This window comes from Streptomyces sp. NPDC111507 (genome assembly GCF_055638955.1).
Map to the genome: position 1 here is coordinate 120,681 of NZ_JBVKBU010000006.1, position 18,986 is coordinate 139,666.

13 protein-coding genes are annotated in these 18,986 nt (G+C 70.8%); 3 read left to right on the top strand and 10 right to left on the bottom strand.

Going from position 1 to position 18,986, the window contains the following annotated elements:
* Positions 1-710: 710 nt before the first annotated feature.
* The 7 genes from exaC to xylB form a co-directional block, all read right to left on the bottom strand.
* Positions 711-2,234 carry an acetaldehyde dehydrogenase ExaC gene (gene exaC, locus ACZ7M2_RS24810; protein ID WP_054228929.1) on the bottom strand — a complete coding sequence of 508 codons (1,524 nt, stop codon included), beginning with the start codon at positions 2,232-2,234 and terminating at the stop codon, positions 711-713.
* 56 nt (positions 2,235-2,290) lie between these two features.
* Complete coding sequence (locus ACZ7M2_RS24815; RefSeq protein ID WP_471597459.1) at positions 2,291-3,643, bottom strand: GAF domain-containing protein; 1,353 nt, start codon at positions 3,641-3,643, stop codon at positions 2,291-2,293.
* A gap of 134 nt (positions 3,644-3,777) precedes the next feature.
* The gene (locus tag ACZ7M2_RS24820; RefSeq protein WP_471597110.1) at positions 3,778-4,380 is read right to left on the bottom strand and encodes an N-acetylmuramoyl-L-alanine amidase; all 603 of its coding nucleotides are present in this window, start codon (positions 4,378-4,380) and stop codon (positions 3,778-3,780) included.
* Between the two features lie 45 nt (positions 4,381-4,425).
* Entirely contained in the window at positions 4,426-5,439 is a 1,014-nt protein-coding gene (locus tag ACZ7M2_RS24825; RefSeq protein ID WP_403686193.1) for an acetamidase/formamidase family protein, read from the bottom strand.
* A complete protein-coding gene (locus ACZ7M2_RS24830; protein ID WP_471597111.1) occupies positions 5,436-6,929 on the bottom strand; it encodes an APC family permease in 1,494 nt (497 codons plus the stop codon). Before ACZ7M2_RS24830 ends, ACZ7M2_RS24825 begins: the two co-directional genes overlap by 4 nt.
* Positions 6,930-7,175: 246 nt before the next feature.
* The gene (locus ACZ7M2_RS24835) at positions 7,176-8,384 is read right to left on the bottom strand and encodes an ROK family protein (protein WP_471597112.1); all 1,209 of its coding nucleotides are present in this window, start codon (positions 8,382-8,384) and stop codon (positions 7,176-7,178) included.
* Between the two features lie 59 nt (positions 8,385-8,443).
* Positions 8,444-9,889, bottom strand: coding sequence for a xylulokinase (xylB, locus tag ACZ7M2_RS24840; RefSeq protein ID WP_471597113.1), 1,446 nt, complete (start codon positions 9,887-9,889; stop codon positions 8,444-8,446).
* A 172-nt stretch (positions 9,890-10,061) separates the two neighbouring features.
* On the opposite strand from xylB, the gene xylA reads away from it, so the two are divergent.
* Positions 10,062-11,228, top strand: a complete 1,167-nt coding sequence (gene xylA / locus ACZ7M2_RS24845; RefSeq protein ID WP_471597114.1) for a xylose isomerase — start codon at positions 10,062-10,064, stop codon at positions 11,226-11,228.
* Positions 11,229-11,646: 418 nt separating this feature from the next.
* Positions 11,647-11,886: a hypothetical protein gene (locus tag ACZ7M2_RS24850; RefSeq protein ID WP_471597115.1), complete on the top strand. Its 240-nt coding sequence runs from the start codon at positions 11,647-11,649 to the stop codon at positions 11,884-11,886.
* 101 nt (positions 11,887-11,987) lie between these two features.
* On the opposite strand, the gene ACZ7M2_RS24855 is transcribed toward ACZ7M2_RS24850, so the two are convergent.
* From ACZ7M2_RS24855 to ACZ7M2_RS24865, 3 genes are all read right to left on the bottom strand, one after another.
* Positions 11,988-13,331, bottom strand: a complete 1,344-nt coding sequence (locus ACZ7M2_RS24855; RefSeq protein ID WP_471597116.1) for an esterase-like activity of phytase family protein — start codon at positions 13,329-13,331, stop codon at positions 11,988-11,990.
* Positions 13,332-13,419: 88 nt separating this feature from the next.
* The gene (locus ACZ7M2_RS24860; RefSeq protein ID WP_471597117.1) at positions 13,420-14,703 is read right to left on the bottom strand and encodes an SWF or SNF family helicase; all 1,284 of its coding nucleotides are present in this window, start codon (positions 14,701-14,703) and stop codon (positions 13,420-13,422) included.
* Positions 14,700-17,552, bottom strand: coding sequence for a DEAD/DEAH box helicase (locus tag ACZ7M2_RS24865; RefSeq protein WP_471597118.1), 2,853 nt, complete (start codon positions 17,550-17,552; stop codon positions 14,700-14,702). Before ACZ7M2_RS24865 ends, ACZ7M2_RS24860 begins: the two co-directional genes overlap by 4 nt.
* A 249-nt stretch (positions 17,553-17,801) precedes the next feature.
* On the opposite strand from ACZ7M2_RS24865, the gene ACZ7M2_RS24870 reads away from it, so the two are divergent.
* On the top strand, positions 17,802-18,884 hold the full coding sequence (locus ACZ7M2_RS24870; protein ID WP_471597119.1) for a fatty acid desaturase family protein: 1,083 nt from the start codon (positions 17,802-17,804) through the stop codon (positions 18,882-18,884).
* Positions 18,885-18,986: the final 102 nt, after the last annotated feature.

Consider the following 18,986-nt stretch of genomic DNA (forward strand, 5'->3'; position numbering starts at 1 on the left):
TGTCTATCACCGTGCTCTGGTGATCGGACAGCGATTTTCGCAGTCGCCGCCGGTTGGCCATTGCGGACGTCCAAGCCTCCCACCGCTCGGGTGACAAGCTGCGAGGACGCTGGTGGTGGCGGTACGCCAGGCGTCGTGCCTGTGCCTGTGGGCGCTCTGGCCTCGCCGCGCGGCCGGGCACCTCGGCGACGTGACGTCCACCCGGTGCGCGCGGTCATGCTGCCGCTCGATGTGATGGACGCGGAGGTCACGACGGCGGGGGAGGACCGGTCGGGTTGGGAGTTCAGGCGACTCCCGTTCGACCAACACTCCTCAAGTTCGGAACAACAACAGCCACTTACGATCTCCGGCACGCGGGGATCTCGTTCTGGCTCTACTCCGGAGTGGACCCGGCCGAATGCGCCCGCCGCGCCGGCCAAAGCATCGAGGTTCTCTTCCGTCGCTACGCCAAGTTCCTCGACGGCGTTCGACAACAGGCGAACCGCCTCATCGGGCAGTCGATGCAGGAGTGGGGGCGTGTCAGCCAAGGCGAAGCAACCGAGGGCTGAAGCGTGGGTTTGGTCCGTGACTGGTCCGGAAGTACTGGTCAGGAGCGGTACACGTCTGGGAGGAATTGCGAGTTAGCACGCAAGCCGGGCTCGGTCGAGGGCAAGCTGAGGGAAAGGCGCCTGACGGGTGAAAGACCAGGTCAGGCGCCTTTTTTCGTGCGCTTAGAAGAAGCCTAGCTTCTTCGGCGAGTACGACACCAGAAGATTCTTGGTCTGCTGGTAGTGCTCCAGCATCATCTTGTGCGTCTCGCGGCCGATGCCGGACTGCTTGTAGCCGCCGAACGCCGCGTGCGCGGGGTAGGCGTGGTAGCAGTTCGTCCACACTCGGCCCGCCTGGATCGCACGGCCCGCGCGGTAGGCGGTGTTGATGTCGCGGGTCCAAACGCCGGCCCCGAGGCCGTACAGCGTGTCGTTGGCGGTCTTGATGGCGTCGTCGAAGTCGTCGAACGACGTGACCGAGACGACCGGGCCGAAGATCTCCTCCTGGAAGATCCGCATCCGGTTGTCACCCTCGAAGATCGTCGGCTGGACGTAGTAGCCGCCCTTCAACTCACCGTCGTGCTCGACACGTTCGCCACCGGTGAGGATCCTGGCGCCTTCCTGCCGACCGATGTCCAGGTAGGAGAGGATCTTCTCCAACTGGTCGTTGGAGGCCTGTGCGCCGATCATCGTGTCGGTGTCGAGCGGGTGGCCCGGCTTGATCAGCTCGGTGCGGGCGACCGCCGCCTCCATGAACTCGCCGTAGTGACCGCGCTGGACGAGCGCCCGTGACGGGCAGGTGCAGACCTCGCCCTGGTTGAGGGCGAACATCGTGAAGCCCTCGAGCGCCTTGTCCCGGAAGTCGTCGTTCTGCGCCCAGACGTCGTCGAAGAAGATGTTCGGGGACTTGCCGCCGAGCTCCAGCGTGACCGGCTTGATGTTCTCCGAGGCGTACTGCATGATCAGCCGCCCGGTCGTGGTCTCACCCGTGAACGCCACCTTCGCCACCCGCGGGCTGGACGCGAGCGGCTTGCCCGCCTCCACGCCGAAGCCGTTGACGATGTTGACGACGCCCGGCGGCAGCAGGTCCGCGATCAGGCTCATCCAGTAGTGAATGGACGCCGGGGTCTGCTCGGCGGGCTTGATGACGACCGCGTTGCCCGCCGCCAGCGCCGGGGCGAGCTTCCAGACCGCCATCAGGATCGGGAAGTTCCAGGGGATGATCTGCGCGACGACCCCGAGCGGCTCGTGGAAGTGGTACGCGACGGTGTCGTCGTCGACCTCGCCGAGCGAACCCTCCTGGGCACGGATCGCCCCCGCGAAATAGCGGAAGTGGTCGATGGCCAGCGGGATGTCGGCGGCCAGGGTCTCGCGTACCGGCTTGCCGTTCTCCCAGCTCTCGGCGACCGCCAGCTTCTCCAGGTTCGCCTCCATCCGGTCGGCGATCTTCAGCAGTATGTCGCCTCGCGCGGTGACGGAGGTGCGGCCCCAGCCGGGCGCTGCCGCGTGCGCCGCGTCCAGCGCGCGCTCCACGTCCTCGGCGGTGCCCCGCGCGACCTCCGTGAACGGCTGTCCGTTCACCGGACTCGGGTTCTCGAAGTACTGCCCACGAGCCGGTGGCACGTACTCGCCGCCGATGAAGTGGTCGTAACGCGCCTGGTAGGAGACGATCGCGCCCTCGGTGCCGGGCGCCGCGTAACGGGTCATGCTGGTCTGCCTCCCGGAGAAGCGCTGCCCGCCGTTGGACAGCTCTCGCCGCGAGGCTAGGAGCGCGGACGTTGCAACGACGTTGCGGAGGCGGCAGGCCGGCCCTGCCCGGCAACCGACCGACGCCGCGCCGCGAGCGCCGCGGGATACGGTCGGCCCGGTGGCGCGGCCTGTTCGCGCTCAAGCGCCTCCAGTCGGACCCGCACCGCCGCCGTCGGGCGTACGGCGGCCAGCGCCCGCCACACGTCGAGGTCGTCCTCGCCCCACGGCGCGCGCGCCCAGTCCGCCAACAGGTCGGGGTCGCGACGCGCGATGAGCGCCGTACGCAGCCCGTCGGCGAGGCGGCGCCGCAACCGCACCACGGCCGGGGCCCCCGAACCCGGCAGCAGCGGACCGGCGTACGCCGCCGCGGCCGCCGTGACCGCACCCGTACCGAGCCGCCGTTCGACGACCGCCACGTCGGACTCGACCGGCCCCGTGAGCCGGTAGGGCCGCGAGCCCAGCAGGCCGGGGCCGAGCAGCCGGCGCAGTCGGGTCAGCTCGGCGCGCAGGGTCACCGGCGTCACCGACTCGTCCTCGTACAGCGCGCACAGCAACTCGTCGCCCGAGAGTCCCTCCGGGTGTCTTGCCAGCAGCACCAGGATCTCGCTGTGCCTGCGGCTGAGCCTGACCTTCCGGCCGCCCGCGACCAGTTGGGCCTCGTCGCGGCCCAGCGCGGTCAGCTCGACCGTGTCGGCCGCTGCTTCCGCCGGTACGAGCAGCGCCAACTGGGACTCGGCGGCCCGCGCCACCGCCTGCACGAAACCGAGACTGTGCGGATGCGCGAGCCCGTCCCCGCCTGTGATGTCCACCGCGCCGAGCACCCGCCCCGTGCGCGGATCGTGCACCGGCGCCGCCGCGCACGTCCAGGGCTGGACCCGGCGGATGAAGTGCTCGGCCGCGAACACCTGCACCGGTCTGTCCACGGCGACTGCCGTTCCCGGCGCGTTGGTGCCGACCGAGGTTTCCGACCATCGCGCGCCCGGTACGAAGTTCATCCGCCCAGCCTGCCGCCGCGTCGCCGGATGTCCCTCGACCCACAACAGCCGGCCTTGCGCGTCGCACACCGCGAGAAGGTGCTCGCCGTCCGCCGCGAACGTCCCCATGAGCTCCCGGAAGAGCGGCATCACCCGGGCCAGCGGATGCTCCGCCCGGTAGGTGCCCAGGTCGCCGTCCGTGAGCTCCACTCGTGCCGTGCCGTCCGGTGCGACACCGGCCCGTGCCGATCGCCGCCATGAATCGGCCACCACGGAGCGCACCGGTCGCGGCACCGTGCCCGCCTCGGTGAACGCCTCGTGCGCGCGGCGCAGTACCCGCACCCGCTCGACGGGATCGGCTCCTGGTTCGAGGGCCACCCACGGTTCGGTCAACTCGGCCTCCCGGTAGGCGATGCGGTTGAGACCATCGTCACTCCCGGTGCGGGCGCGGACAAGCACCGTGACGGAGCTGCTCACGTGGCGCTCACAGCGGCGTGGGTCGTCGGGGAGCCGCGGCGGGCGCTCCGTCAGGCGAAGTTGACGAGCTTGATGTACCGCGTCCAGTCCCAGTTCGGCCCCGGATCCGTGTGGTCGGTGCCCGGTACCTCGTAGTGGCCGATGATGTGAGCCCGGTCCTTGGGGATGCCGTGCTTCGCGCAGATCGCGGCCGTGAGCTTGGCGGACTCCTCGTAGAGCGCGTTGGTGAAATAGGCGGGCCGGTCCACCCAGCCCTCGTGTTCGATGCCGATGCTGCGGGTGTTGTAGTCCCAGTTCCCCGCGTGCCAGGCGATGTCGCGCTCCCTGACACACTGGGCGACATGCCCGTCGGCTGATCGCACGAGGTAGTGCGCGGACACCTTCTTCTGGGAGTTCTGGAAGATGGCCACGGTCGTTGGAAAGGTCTCCTGCGTGACGTGAATGACCACGTAGTCGAGCGGATAGGCCGTCGGCCGGGTGGACGCCGTGTAGTTGGAGGTGCTTGCCGCTGCCCATTCGGCGAGCGGATAGTCGACGACCGCCGTCTCCGCTGTTGCCTGTGCGCCGGGAAGTAACGCATAGGGGAGGGCGGCGAGGGCGGCGCCGCCCTTGAGCAGGCGCCGCCGACTCGGGAACGATCTGGCCCGTTCCATGGAGGAGTCGCCTTTCGGGGATGGGGGGACGAGGGTCAGCCGCGCTCAGCGTCGCAGCGTCGCGGCGGTGTCACGCAGTCGCGCGTGCAGGCCGCGGTGTGTCTCGCGCGCGGGCAGCCACTCCTTGCGGATCTTGGCGACGCACGTGTAGTTGGTGTCGCAGACATTGGCGAGCGGCGATTCGACCGCCTGCGTCGCGAACTGGTAGGCGTCGAGCTCGCTGAACCCGTAGTCGCGCACCAACCACTGCACCAGGTCGAGCTGCGATATGCGGAACGCGTCCTCCAGCGGGCGTGCCGAGCCGGTCGAGATGATGTGTGTGTCGGACTCGATGCGTGGCCAAGGGGTGGCGACTCCCTTGAGCAACTCGACGATCACCACCGTGTTCATCGCGCACTCGACGGCCACACCACATGTCTCGCCCTCGCCCTGTCGGGCATGCCCGTCACCGAGGCTCAACAGCGCGCCCTCGACGTTCACCCCGAGGAAACAGGTGACGCCCGCCCGCATCTCCGGAGTGTCCATGTTCCCGCCGTGCGCGTCGGGCACCAGCGCGGAGCGCACCTCGAGGTTCGCGGGCGCCACTCCGACGGTGCCGTGCATCGGGTCCATGGGCAACTCGATCCGGATGTCACTGTCCCGGGCGCTGAACAGGGCGGTCCGCCGCTCCCGGTCGAGCTGCCAGATCCACACGGTCTCCGGCAGCGGAGGCTGCAGCGTGGCCGTGGTGTGCGTGGAGGTGAGCGCGCCGAACAGCGGGACCGTCGTCGAGGCCGCCCAGTCGCGAGCGGGCTCGATCGACACGAAGTGCACCGCCACGGTGTCGCCCGGCTCCGCGCCCTCCACATGGAAGGGGCCGGTCTGCGGATTGAGGAACGGGAACTCGCACACCTCGGACACCAGGTCCTTCTCCGAGCGCACCCGCCCGGCGAAGCAGTCCTCCGTGTACAGATCGAGGACGGTGCCCGGCGCGATGCGTGCCACGGGCGGCGCGCCGCCGAACGTCCAGGCGTACTCGCCCGGTCCGGGGCGCACGGTCAGGATGCGGGGGTCACTCATGGCTGCACGGCTCCGCTCTGCCGAAGGTCGGGGGACTCGGGGGATGAGGTCTCGTCGAGGTGGACACGGGCGGTCTCGGCTATGCGCCCGGGGTGGCGGCGCGACAAGACGATCAATACCACGACCCCGGCCGCCATCCAGACTCCGACAACCGGTCCCGCGTACGAAACGGGCGCGGTGAGCTCCGAAACGAAGTCGAAGACGGGCAGGCCCGCGGCCGTCAGCAGCGCGGGCACGAAGGCGACGATGCCCAGCAGAGGGAAGAGCAGATGCCGCACCGGTTTGAGCAACTCGCGTCTGCGGCGCAGGAAATAGCCCGCACAGGCGAGGTTCACCACGATGTACACGCCGATGACGACCGTGACGATGATCGTCGCGAGCAGCAGGAACGCCGTGACGGGGTCGTAGTACAGGCCGAGGCCCAGCGCAGCCGCGACCGCCACGCCGCACTGCGCCGCGACGCCGGCGACGGGGGAGCGGTGCCTCGGATGCACCTGCGCGAAGAGCCGCGGGAACACCTTGATCCGGGCCAGGGCGAAGGCCGTGCGAGTGGAGACCGTCGCACAGGCGTTGGCGTTGGCGATCGTGGAGTTGACCACCGCCAGAAACACCAGCACCCAGAACACTCCGAAGGAAGCGCGGGCCACGCCTTCCCAGGACGCCGCGCCGGAGGCTCCGAAGCCCCCGAAGTGGTCGGGGCCGAAGTACACCGACATGGCGTACGTGGTGAGGACGTAGAAGAGACCGATCCCCAGCGCCGCGCCGAGGACCGCGCGGTGCATGGTCCGGCGGGGATCCTTCGTCTCCTCGGCGAGCGGTGCCGCCGCCTCGAATCCGGCGAAGGCCAGCACCGTGTAGACCGATCCCGCGAACACACCACTGACGCCTTCGTATCCCTCGGCCGTGTGAGAGGTCCCGAACACCGACAGCGTGTTGCCGCCCCCGGCCTTGACGATCAGCCATATCGCGAAGACGAGGAAGACCAGCACCTCGAAGACGCCGAGGACGGTGCCGAAGCGGGCCGAGGCGCGCACTCCGAAGTATCCGGCGACCGCGATGATCGCCGCGCCCGCGAGCGACCACGGCCACCACAGGTCGTCCGGGTAGGAGGACCAGTCCTGATGGAGTGTGCCCGCCGTCGTGAACCCGAGTTGCAGGAGCAGCAACGGTGGCACCAGCGCCTCGACGAACACATAGCCCCAGCCGACGAGGAACCCCACGGCCGGGTGCAGTCCCTGGGCCGCGTACGTGGCCACCGAGCCCGCGGTGGGCAACTGTCGTGCCAGCTCGGCCACACAGGACGCGGTGAAGAGGCAGGCGACGAGGGCTATCAGCACGGAAAGGGGCAGACTGCCGCCCGCGAAGGCCGCGCCCGACGGAATGGACGCGGCGACCGCCGCGGCCGGCGCCATGGCCGTGATGCTCTGGAACAGGACCTCCCGCAGCCCAACAGCCTCGCGGCGCAGTCCTGGAACCGTCTCCCCCGACATCTGAACCCCCGATCCCCAGATTCGTCCGGACAACCAGCCATCGGCCCGACGGCTGCGCCTCGCGTGAATTACGGTACGGCGCTTGCCGGTTGGGCGGGAGGGCATGGCGTTCGTCAGTGGACAACTCCGGGACTGTGGACAACTCGGTCACCCGTGAGGGGGAAAGGGACCCTGAGTACCGCGCCGTCGACCACGATGGCGATGACTGCGATGACTGCGATGGCGGTCATGACCGTCATGACCGCGCTACGCTCGCTCCGCGAACCCCGCCGGATCGTCGAGCACCGCCCGCACCACCGAGTGGGCGGCCCCCAGCAGGGGCCCCTCGGGCCCCAGGGGCGACACGGACACGGTGCAGGCGGGGCCCGCCGTGCGCCGGGCCAACTCGCCCTTCAGCGAAGGCAGCAGCCACGGTGCGAGACCGGACAGCGCTCCACCCAGCACGACCGTCTCCGGATCGAGGAGGTTGACCGCGCCCGTGAGCGCGATACCGAGCGCGGTCCCGGCGTCGCGCAGGGCACGCCGCACCTCCGCGTCGCCCTGGGCGGCGCGCTCGGCCAGCAGCCCGACCCGGTCCTCACGCGGCTCCAGACCGGCCGCGCGCAGCACGGCCTCCTCACCCGCGTACTGCTCGAGGCAGCCCCGTCCGCCGCACGGGCAAGGAGGCCCGTCCGGCCACACCGGCACATGCCCCAGCTCGCCCGCGAAACCGCGGGTTCCGCGCAGCAACCGTCCGTCCACGACCACGGCCGCGCCGATGCCGATCTCCGCGGACACATGCAGGAAGTCACGTGGGGTGGCATTGCCGAGCCACAGTTCCGCCAGACCACCGAAGTTGGCCTCGTTGTCCACGGTCAGCGGGAGGTCCCCCGGCAGCAGCGCGCCGAGATCCGTGTCATGCCAGTCGAGGTTGGGGGCACGGACCACGGTCCGGTCGTCGCGGGCCACCAGACCGGGCACCGCGACCGCGAGGCCCGCGGGCCACAGCCCTTCCCGTTCGGCCTCGGCGACGACCTGCCCCACCAGCGCGGTCAGCTCCTGGAGCACCGGCTCGGGCGGCCGCCCGCGGTTCGTGCCGTGCCGCACCGCCCGTGCCCGTACGTCACCGCGCAGATCGACGGCGCACACCGCCAGATGGTCGACGCCCACCTCCGCGCCTATCCCGCTGGGGCCGTGCCCGCTGACGGCGAGTGCCGAGCCCGGTCGCCCCACCCGTCCGGGCCGCTCGGGGCCCAGCTCTTCGAGGAGCCCCGAGCGGATCAGCTCGTCCACCAGCGTCGAGACCGCCGCCCGCGTCAGACCGATGCGCGAGGCGACGGCGGCACGCGACAGCGGCCCCTCCGCGCTCACGGTGTGCATGACACGGGAGAGGTTGCGGCGGCGCATGCCCTGTTGGGTGTCGGGCAGTCGACGGCCGGAACCGGTCGGGTGGGCCTCGTGCAGTGGTGCGGTCATGCCTCCGTCAGTCCTCGTCCGGCCGGTCCCACTATGGGGCTGTCCTCGTCCGCGCTCGCTCAGTCCTTGTTCGGTTCCCGTTCCAGGAGCGGGGCCGCGTCGGAGAGTACCCCGGCGATCCTGGCGAGCGTCTCCTCGTCCCGGTCCACGGCATCGAGCACCGGCCCGTGGGCCGTTCCCCACCGGCGGGCCACCGCAGCCGGGTCCTCGCCGGTCAGCAGGCCCGCGGCCTGTGCGGCGGCGCCAAGCGCGACCAGTTCCTTGGCGTCGGGCACTTGAACCGGACGTCCCGACAGCCGGCGTACGGTCTGCTGCCAGGCCGTTCCCCGGGCACCCCCGCCGATGAGCAGCAGCGGCGCGGAGCGGTCTGCGTCCGGGTCGAGCACCAGATCGAGGGCGCCGAGGAGCGAGTGGACCGCGCCGTCGTACGCCGCCTGCAGCAGCTGGCCGCCCGTCGTGTCGTGCCTGAGGCCGTGCAGCAGCCCCGAGGCATGGGGCAGGTTCGGGGTGCGTTCGCCGTCCAGGTAGGGGAGCAGCGTCACGCCCGCGCCCGGTTCGACGCCCTCGCGGTCGAGGCCCAGCAGCGCGGCGACACGATCGACGGCGAGCGTGCAGTTCAAGGTGCAGGCCAGCGGAAGCCAGTCGCCGCGGGCGTCGGCGAAGCCCGCGACGGTGCCGGTCGGGTCGGCGGGGCGCCGCGTCGAGACGGCGTACACCGTGCCGGAGGTGCCGAGGCTCAGTACGGCGGTGCCGGGGCGCAGTCCGAGGCCGAGCGCGGCGGCGGCGTTGTCGCCGGTGCCGGCGGCGACCAGCGTGCCCTTGGAGAAGGGCAGCTCATCGCGGGCGTGCACGGTTCCGGCCACCTCGCCGGGCCGCGCGATGCGGGGGAGCAGCGCCGGGTCGAGTCCGACGTGCGCGAGGACTTCTTCGTCGTACCTCTCCGTACCGGATGCCCACCAGCCGGTACCGGAGGCATCGCCGCGGTCGGTCGTGCCCTCTCCCGTGAGGCGTTCGGTGAGGTAGTCGTGGGGCAGCCGTACGGCCGCGGTCGCGCGGACGGCGTCGGGTTCGTGCTCGGCCAGCCAAGCCCACTTCGTGACCGTGAAGGAGGGGCCGGGCACGCTGCCGGTGCGCTCGGCCCAGGCCTTCGGGCCGCCCAGCTCCTCGACCAGCCGACGGGCCTGTGGCGCCGAGCGCACGTCGTTCCACAGCAGGGCCGGGCGTACGGGATCGCCCTGGGCGTCGAGGGTGACGAGCCCGTGCTGCTGGCCGCCGATCGACACCGCGGCGGCCTCGTGGGCCGCCTCGCCGCACTGGTGCAACGCCTCGCGGAGCGCCTCCCACCACTGCCGCGGGTCGCTCTCACGGCCCGCCCCGGTGGAGACGGTGTGCGGCGCCTGCCCGCTCGCCACCACCTGTCCGGTCGACGCGTCGACGACCAGGGCCTTGGTGGACTGGGTGGATGTGTCCACCCCGACGACGAGCGGACCCTCGGCTGCTGACATCGGGCTCTCCCTCTTCCGCGGCTCCGCGGGATCTGTCCGGTCTGTCTTGGTGATGGGGTTCCCGGACCGGTGTGGCCCAGGTTTCGCATTTCGTCTCTTCCCAGAGATGCCTCCGCATACTAATTTGTTAATCGCCATGACGAAATAGTCGGAGCTAGCAAGGAGCCGCGGCATGAACTACCAGCCCACCCCCGAGGACAGGTTCACCTTCGGCCTGTGGACCGTCGGCTGGCAGGGAAGGGACCCGTTCGGCGACGCCACCCGGCGCGCCCTGGACCCGGTCGAGTCGGTACAGCGCCTGGCCGAGCTCGGCGCCCACGGTGTGACCTTCCACGACGACGACCTGATTCCCTTCGGGTCCTCGGACAGCGAGCGCGAGTCGCACATCAAGCGCTTCCGCCAGGCCCTGGACGCGACCGGCATGCGGGTGCCGATGGCCACCACCAACCTGTTCACGCACCCCGTCTTCAAGGACGGCGCGTTCACCGCGAACGACAGGGACGTGCGTCGCTACGCGCTGCGCAAGACGATCCGCAACATCGATCTCGCGGTCGAACTCGGCGCGCAGACGTATGTCGCCTGGGGCGGCCGTGAGGGTGCCGAGTCCGGCGCCGCCAAGGACGTGCGCGTCGCACTCGACCGCATGAAGGAGGCCTTCGACCTCCTCGGTGAGTACGTGATCTCCCAGGGTTACGACCTCAAGTTCGCGATCGAGCCGAAGCCGAACGAGCCGCGCGGCGACATCCTGCTTCCCACCGTCGGTCACGCGCTCGCCTTCATCGAGCGCCTGGAGCGCCCGGAAATGTACGGCGTCAACCCCGAGGTGGGCCACGAGCAGATGGCCGGGCTGAACTTCCCGCACGGCATCGCGCAGGCCCTGTGGGCCGGCAAGCTCTTCCACATCGACCTCAACGGCCAGTCCGGCATCAAGTACGACCAGGACCTGCGCTTCGGCGCCGGTGACCTGCGCTCCGCGTTCTGGCTGGTCGACCTCCTGGAGAGCGCCGGGTACGCGGGGCCGAAGCACTTCGACTTCAAGCCCCCGCGGACCGAGGACTTCGACGGGGTGTGGGCGTCGGCAGCGGGCTGCATGCGCAACTACCTGATCCTTCGGGAGCGTACGGCCGCCTTCCGTGCCGACCCCGAGGTCCAGGAGGCGCTGCGCGCGTCGCGCCTCGACGAACTGGCGCAGCCCACCGCGGCGGACGGCCTGATGGGGCTGCTCGCGGACCGTGCGGCGTTCGAGGAGTTCGATGTGGAGGTGGCCGCGGCGCGCGGGATGGCCTTCGAGCGGCTGGACCAGCTGGCCATGGACCACCTGCTGGGCGCGCGGGGCTGATCGTGCCCCCGTGAGGTCTGGCCCGTCTCCTGGCGGGCCGGGTCTCACATCCCGCTGCGCGGACCCGGCGGGGAATGATCCGGAATCATGCGATCCACGGCATGAGTCCGTATCAACTTCGGCACAGGGGTCGCCCCATGACCGGTTCGAGGCGAGTCTTGACGGTATGGCCACCCCGCCCTTACCGCCCCAGCCTCCCCGGCCGCCAGGAAACACGCCCCCTCCGGGAAACGGTGGCTTCGGCCCGCCGTCCGGAGGCTACGGGCCTCCTACAGGAGACCAAGGTCCCCCTTACGAGGGCTACGGTCCCCCTCCGGGGGGTTACGGTCCCGAGCCTCCCTCTGGATTTCCCGGTGGTCCGGGAGGCCCTGGTAGGGGGCGGCGCCGTACCCTGCTGTTCCTCGCGCTCGCCGCGCTCGTGGTCGTTGTGGTTGTCGTCGCCGTGGTGCTGATGGCCCGCGGCGGCAGCGACACGCCCGAGAAGAAGGGGTCGACCGAGAGTGGCGGCACTCAGGGATCGTCTTCCCCGTCGCTGAGCATTCCGTCCGAGCTGCCCAGCGAACTGCCTTCGTCGCTGCCCTCGTCCTTGCCCTCGGAGCTGCCGAGTGATCTGCGCAGCATTCTGCCGAGCGACCTGCAGTCGCTCCTGCCGACCTAGGGGAGCGGTGCGCTGCCGTAAGCCGCCGAGATGATGGGCACGCGCGCGTGGACGCCGATGCGCGACTCACGCACGCGTGCCCGACGAAAAGGACCCTGAGGTCAGATCCCGTGCGGCAGTCGTACGTACGTGACCGTCGTCTCGATACCGCTGTCCACCAGGCGGCCCTGCGCGTCGAACGCGCCCGCCCCGTCGGTCATCCCGAAGTCGTTGTCGTTGATCAGCGCGAGTGTGTCGTGGTCCACGCGCGCGACGCCCTCGATCTTTCCGGGTACACCCGCGACCGTTCCCAGGTCCACGACCAGACGCTTGGCGAGCACCGGGACACCGGAGGCGGCCGGATCGTCGAGCTGTTCCAGAGAGGGGGACGTCGTGTCACTGTCCCAGGGGCCGCCGAGGATGTTCGCGCCGCGCGTGAGTTCCACCACCTGCAACCGCGCCGCCTTGTCCGTGCGTTCCTCCACCAGCAGCCGATCATGGCCGACGGCCACCACGGAGGAGATCTTCAGCTCCGACGTGTCGTCCTCGGTGGGGTCGACCACGTTCACCGGGTCGAAGCGGTAGGCGTACTCGGCGGTGACGGCCCGCTTCTTCGGGGAGAAGCGCAGCAGCCGCGTCGTGCGCGAGGCGTCCCCCGCGTTGCTGTCCGGCAGGGAGAGCGGGCTCTGCACGGCCATCACCAGGTCGCCGCCGGGAAGCCGGGCGAGCCCTTCGAAGCCGCGATTGATCTTCCGGTGCAGCAGGACGGCCGGCAGCGCCTCGACCACCGGGTAGTCGGTGCCGGTCAGGTTCAGTCCCTTGGGCACATAGCGCGTGAGGACCTTCCCGCGCGCGGAGACATGGATCAATGAGGGTCCGTACTCGTCGACGAGCCAGAAACCGCCGTCCGCGGAACGGACGATGCCTTCGGTGTCCACACCGTTGGGGTTGTACGTGAGGGGGGTCTGCGCGTCATAGGAGTACGGCGCCTCGTCGCGCCCCGCCTGGTTGGACAGCCCGGTGACGGGCTTCCCGGAGGACGTGGTGATCGGGAGCGCGTCCAGCACCTTCACGGTGTCACCGGACACCTTGATCTTCACGATCGCCGGGTCGAAGCCGGGCACCGGGAACGTGCGGCGCTTCTTGCCGTCGACCTTGATCTGCCCATTGGGGCCGCGGTCGGTGACCGTCCAGAACTCGCCCCGGCGCCCGGCCGGGTAGATGTCGCTGCCGATCCCACCGAGGTCCACGTCCCGGTCGTCGCCCACCGTGCCGGGCAGCAGCGCGTTGCTGAACATGCCCAGAGGGATGTCACCGAGGGTCGCGGTGCGCGTGACCCTCGGCTGCGAGGGGTAGCCCTGAGCGTTCGCGGTGCCGACCGCCACGAAGGCGGCCAGCATCGCGAGCGGTACACCCGCGGCGACGGTTCGGTGGACGTGACGCCGGCCGACGGCATGCGGGGACATCGGGCCTCCTGAGGCACAAGTTCGTTGACAGCGGCCAGAGTTGGCCGCTGCGCCGAACGTCGCACGACCTAGAGGTGAACGTGGGGCGTCAACCACTCATCGGGTCGCCGCCCGGGTCTCCCTGCGCCGTCGCGAAGGCGGTGGCCGGGTCCCCTGCCGCCGGCCCCGCGGGCGTCCAACGGCCCCGCTCCTTGCGGTACGGCCACCATCGGCCGTCACGCCCCAGACGCAGCTGGGCAGGTGCGCCGACGGCGGTCCAGCGGTTGCGGGTGGCACGCAGTCGCGGCCGCTCGTCCACGTCCCAGGCCGCCTCCAGGGCGGCACGCGCGCGTGCGAGTACCTCCGCTTCCACGGTCCACTCGTCCTCCAGCACGGCCAGCGCGACCACACCCCCGCGGTGCCAGGCGCGTACGGCGAGCGCCAGTTCCTGCCAGTCGCGCCTCGATCCGTCGGCCAGCCGCTCCACGATCGCACCCTCAGGGGCCGCCGCCGCAAGCCGGACCGCGTCCTGCTCGAGCGTTAACTCCGCCGCCGGTGCTTCCTGCCCGTGAGCCGGTCTGAGCGCCTCGGCGAGCAGCCGGTGCGCCTCGGCCGCGGTCGCGGTAGCGAGGAACTCCAGGGCGGCCGGGTCGACGCCGGGTGCGGGCGCGACCTCGGTGTCCAGGGAGGGCGGCAGACCGGGCACCTGGGGCAGTATCGGAGGAGCGGGCAGGGGCGGCAGGATGTCCCCGGCCGCGTACGCCTCGCCGGCGTCCACGTCCTGTTGAGCGGATTCCTGGGCGTCCGGCCGATTCCTCGCGGTCGCGCTGCCGCGCGACTGAAGCTCGTCCAGCAACGTGCGTTCGGCGCGGCCGCGCATCAGCAGCAGGGCGAACGGATCCTGGTCGAGTAGCCGCGCCATCTGATAGCAGAGCGCCGCGGTGTGCCCGCAGTGGTCCCAGGCCCCGCAGTCGCAGTCGGCCTCCAAGTCACCCAAACCCGGAAGCAGCTCGACTCCCGACGCCGCCGCGTCCTCCACCAGATGCGGGGGCATCTCGCGGTCGAGCAGCGCCGCGACATGCCCGGCCCGTTCGACGGCCATGTCAAAGAAACGGTCCCACTGCTCCTCGGACAGTTCTTGAAGCAGCACGTCCGAGCGGTGTGCGGTGCCGTCCCGGTCCCGAACGACGGCGGTGACGCGCCCCGGCCGCACACACACGGCGCCCACCGCCCCCGTGCGCGCGAGTCTGCGGCCCGTCTTCACCGGCTCCGAGTCCAGCGCCGCGTCCTCCAGCGCCTTCAGCCAGGCCCGGCCCCACCACGTCTGCGCGAAGCGCTGCCCCTGTGCGGGCGGCAGCGCCGCGAACGTACGCTCCTTGTTCCCATCCGTCATCGTGCGTCCCCTCGCAGCTCCACCAGGTCGGCCAGTTCGGCGTCGGTCAGCTCCGTGAGCGCCGCCTCTCCGGCGCCGAGGACCGCGTCGGCCAACTGCTGCTTGCGCCACAGCATCTCGGCGATGCGGTCCTCGATGGTCCCCTCGGCGATCAGTCGGTGCACCTGCACGGGACGGGTCTGGCCGATGCGGTACGCGCGATCCGTGGCCTGCGCCTCCACGGCCGGGTTCCACCAGCGGTCGTAGTGCACGACATGCTCGGCCCGCGTCAGGTTCAGGCCCGTGCCCGCGGCCTTCAACGACAACAAGAAGACCGGGATTTCGCCCTCCTGGAAGCGCTCCACCATCGCCTCGCGCTCATGGACGGGCGTTCCGCCGTGCAGGAACTGCGTCCCGACGCCGCGCACCGCGAGATGGCGCTCGATGAGGCGCGCCATCCGCACGTACTGCGTGAAGACCAGAACGCTCGCTCCCTCGGAGAGGATGGTGTCGAGCAGCTCGTCCAGCAGCTCCAGCTTCCCGGACCTGCCCGGGATCTTCGGCCGGTCCTCCTTGAGGAACTGCGCCGGGTGGTTGCAGATCTGCTTCAGCCCGGTGAGCAGCTTCACGATCAGACCGCGCCGCGCCATGCTGTCCGCGCCCGAGATCTCCGCGAGGGTCTCGCGCACCACCGCCTCGTACAGACCCGCCTGCTCCTTGGTGAGCGAGACGGCACGGTCGGTCTCGGTCTTCGGCGGCAGCTCGGGCGCGATGCCGGGATCCGACTTGCGCCGCCGCAGCAGGAACGGCCGGACCAACTGCGTGAGCCGCTCGGCCGCCGCAGGATCCTGAGCGCCTTCGACGGCCAGCGCGTAACGCGTCCGGAAGGAGCCGAGACTCCCGAGCAGGCCCGGCGTCGTCCAGTCGAGGATCGCCCACAGCTCCGAGAGGTTGTTCTCCACCGGCGTGCCGGTGAGCGCCACGCGCGCGCGTGCGCCGACGGTGCGCAGCGCCCGCGCCGTCACCGAGTAGGGATTCTTCACGTGCTGCGCCTCGTCCGCGACGACCATGCCCCACGACACCGCGGCCAGTCGCGGCGCGTCGAGCCGCATCGTGCCGTACGTGGTGAGCACGAACTCCCCGTCCACCAGGCCTTCCAGACTGCGCCCCGAGCCGTGGAAACGGCGCACCGGCGTGCCGGGCGCGAACTTCTCGATCTCGCGCTGCCAGTTGCCCATCAGGGAGGCCGGACAGACCACGAGGGTGGGGCCCGCCGCCGACGTGTCGGTCTGCCGGTGCAGATGCAGGGCGATCAGCGTGATCGTCTTGCCCAGCCCCATGTCGTCGGCGAGACAGCCGCCCAGTCCCAAGGAGGTCATGCGGGCGAGCCAGTTGAGGCCCCGCACCTGGTAGTCCCGCAGTGTCGCGGCGAGCGCGGCGGGCTGCCCGACCGGCTCCTGTCCCTCCGGATCCGAGAGCCGCTCCCGCAGCGTCGCCAGCCACCCCGTGGGCCGTACGTCGACCCTGCGGCCGTCGACCTCCGTGGAGCCCGTCAGAGCGGCGCTCAGCGCCTCGACGGGCGTGACCTTGCGATCCTGTTGCGCCCGGGCTCGGCGCACCTCCTGCAGGTCGACGAGGACCCACTGGTCGCGCAGCCGCACCATGGGGCGGTTCGCCTCCGCGAGGTGGTCCAGCTCCTGTCGGGTGAGTCGCTGATCGCCCAGCGCGAACGACCAGTTGAAGGCAAGCAGCGCGTCCGCGGACAGGAAGGAGGGCGCGGCCGACGCGACCTTGTCCGGACTCCGCTCGTCGTCCGGCGGGCCGATGACGGCGCGCGCGGTCAGCTTGCGCGCCAACTCCTTGGGCCAGTGAACGTCGACGCCGGCGGACCCCAGCACGCGGGCGCCCTCGCGGAGGAGTTCGGTGACCTCCTCGTCGGCGAATTCGACGACGTCCGGCACCGTCGCCGAGAGCAACGGGGTGAGCGGGGGCCAGGCGCGGGCCGCACGCCGCAGGGCGAGCAGGACGTCCATCCGCGCGCGCGGGCCGAAGGCCGCCGATCCGGCCCAGACGGCGGAGGCGTCCGCGACAAGGCCCGGGTCGTTCACGCTGTGCACCTGCAGCACCCCACGGAACGGGAGCGGTGTCCCGTCCGCCCCGGCCGACGCCAGCCCAGGGACCTCGACGCGCAGCGAGACGCGTACGCCCGCGTCGTGCCCCGCGGCCACGTCGGCGGCCCAGGCGCGTTGCTCCGGCACATACTGCGGCTCCGGCGCCGCGAAGGCCGCGCCTCCCGCGGCCTGCGACGCGGCGGGGGAGCGGGGCAGCGCGTCGGCGACCGCGTCGAGGAAGGCTCGCAGCAACCGCTCCGGGTCGGGCAGCCGCACCGGCTCACGGCCGTCCACCGGAACGGCATGCGCGTCGGGCGGCATCGCCGCGGCGAGTTCGCGTACGCGCTCCAGGTCGTCGGCCCGCAGTGGACCGGCACGCCACGCGTCGTGGTCGCTCGCCGTCAGCCCCGGCAGCAGCAGCCCCCGTGCGGCGAGTTGCAGGGCGAGCACGGCGGCCGCGCCCCAGAACGAGGTCGCCCGGTGTGCGTGCGCGGCGGCACGCGCGCGCGTGAGGACCGGCAGCGCGGCGCGCACCGGGAGCAGGACGGCGGGCACGGTCACGAGCTCGACACCGTCGTCTCCGGGCAGTGCGACGGTCAGGTCGTCCAGGGCGCCGGGCGCCACCACAGGTGGGACGTCGCCGTCCGGCCGCCAGAAAGCGATGCTCCCGGTACGGGACGGATCGGCGGGCATGAACACGGCACAACATGGGGCCAGTTCGGAGATCTCGGCGGGCGTCGCCGCAGGAATTCTCTGCACAGCGATGGCGCATTCCTCAAATTTGACTACTGGGTCGGAGTCGCCGAGGGTACAGCACCGCGTGCACCGGGCGGGGATGCCCGGACCGTGAGGTGGCTCCCCCCCCCGGGCTGGGGGTGTACGTAACCCCCCTCGATGGACAGGGAAAGCCTCAGTACGGACGCGGGTGGTGGCGTCATGGTCGCCGAGGGGCACTGGTTCGTACGTTTCATCAGGTCAGCCCCTTGCCTGAGAAACCGGAGACCCGCCATGCCCCAGACCGCCACAGCCGTCGTGGAAGACTTTCCAGGGGTGGGTGCCGGGCAGAACCCCGGAAGCGACTTCGCGCCCCTCCTGCGCACCGTCAGGGCCCGGGGTCTGCTGGACCGGCGCCACGGCTGGTACGCGCGCGCGATCACCGTGAACGCGCTGGCCCTGGCCGCGGTCGTTACGGGGGTCGCCCTGATCGGCAACTCCTGGTGGGCGCTTGTCCTCGCCCCACTGCTCGCCGTGTTCTCCGCCCGCACGGCATTCATAGGCCACGACGCGGGCCACACGCAGATCACCGGCAACAAGTCGGTCGGCCGTGCGATCGGCCTGGTTCACGGCAACCTGCTCCTCGGAATGAGCTATTCCTGGTGGAACCACAAGCACAACCGCCACCACGCCAACCCGAACCACATCGACAAGGATCCCGACGTCGTCGCCGACGTCCTGGTCTTCACCGGTGAGCAGGCCGAGGTCCGGGTGGGGTTCCGGCGCTGGCTCACCCGCAACCAGGCCTGGCTCTTCTTCCCGCTCACTCTCCTGGAAGGCGTCGCCCTTAAGGTCCACGGCTTCCAGGACCTGCGCCGGCAGCCCCCGCGTGAGCGGGTGGTGGAGGCACTGCTGCTGGTGACCCACGTCGTGGCCTACGCGACCTTGCTGCTCACCTCCATGTCCCTCGGCAAGGCCCTGGTCTTCGCCGCGCTGCACCAGGCACTGTTCGGCCTGCACCTGGGCATGGCCTTCGCGCCCAACCACAAGGGCATGGAAATGCCCGACCCGGACGGCGAGCGCTGGGGCCATCTGCGCCGCCAGGTGCTCACCTCCCGCAATGTTCGCGGTGCCACCCTGACCGACTGGTTCCTCGGTGGCCTCAACTACCAGATCGAGCACCACTTGTTCCCCAGCATGCCCCGGCCCCATCTGAAGCTCGCCCAGCCGCTGGTGCGCGCACACTGTCGGGAATTGGGTATCCCCTACGCGGAAACCGGGCTCGTCGATTCCTACCGGCAGGCCTTGCGTCACCTGCACGGGGTCGGCGAACCCCTCAGGGCCGAGCAGCCGCGGAAGGTCTCAGGGGGTGAGTGAGCCCGGACGGGCTCAGGGGTGAGTCAGGGGAGCGCCTCAGGGATGTCTCAGGGTCGCGCACTGGAACCGTGAGAGGCGCGGACCCGTTTTCAGGACAGAGAG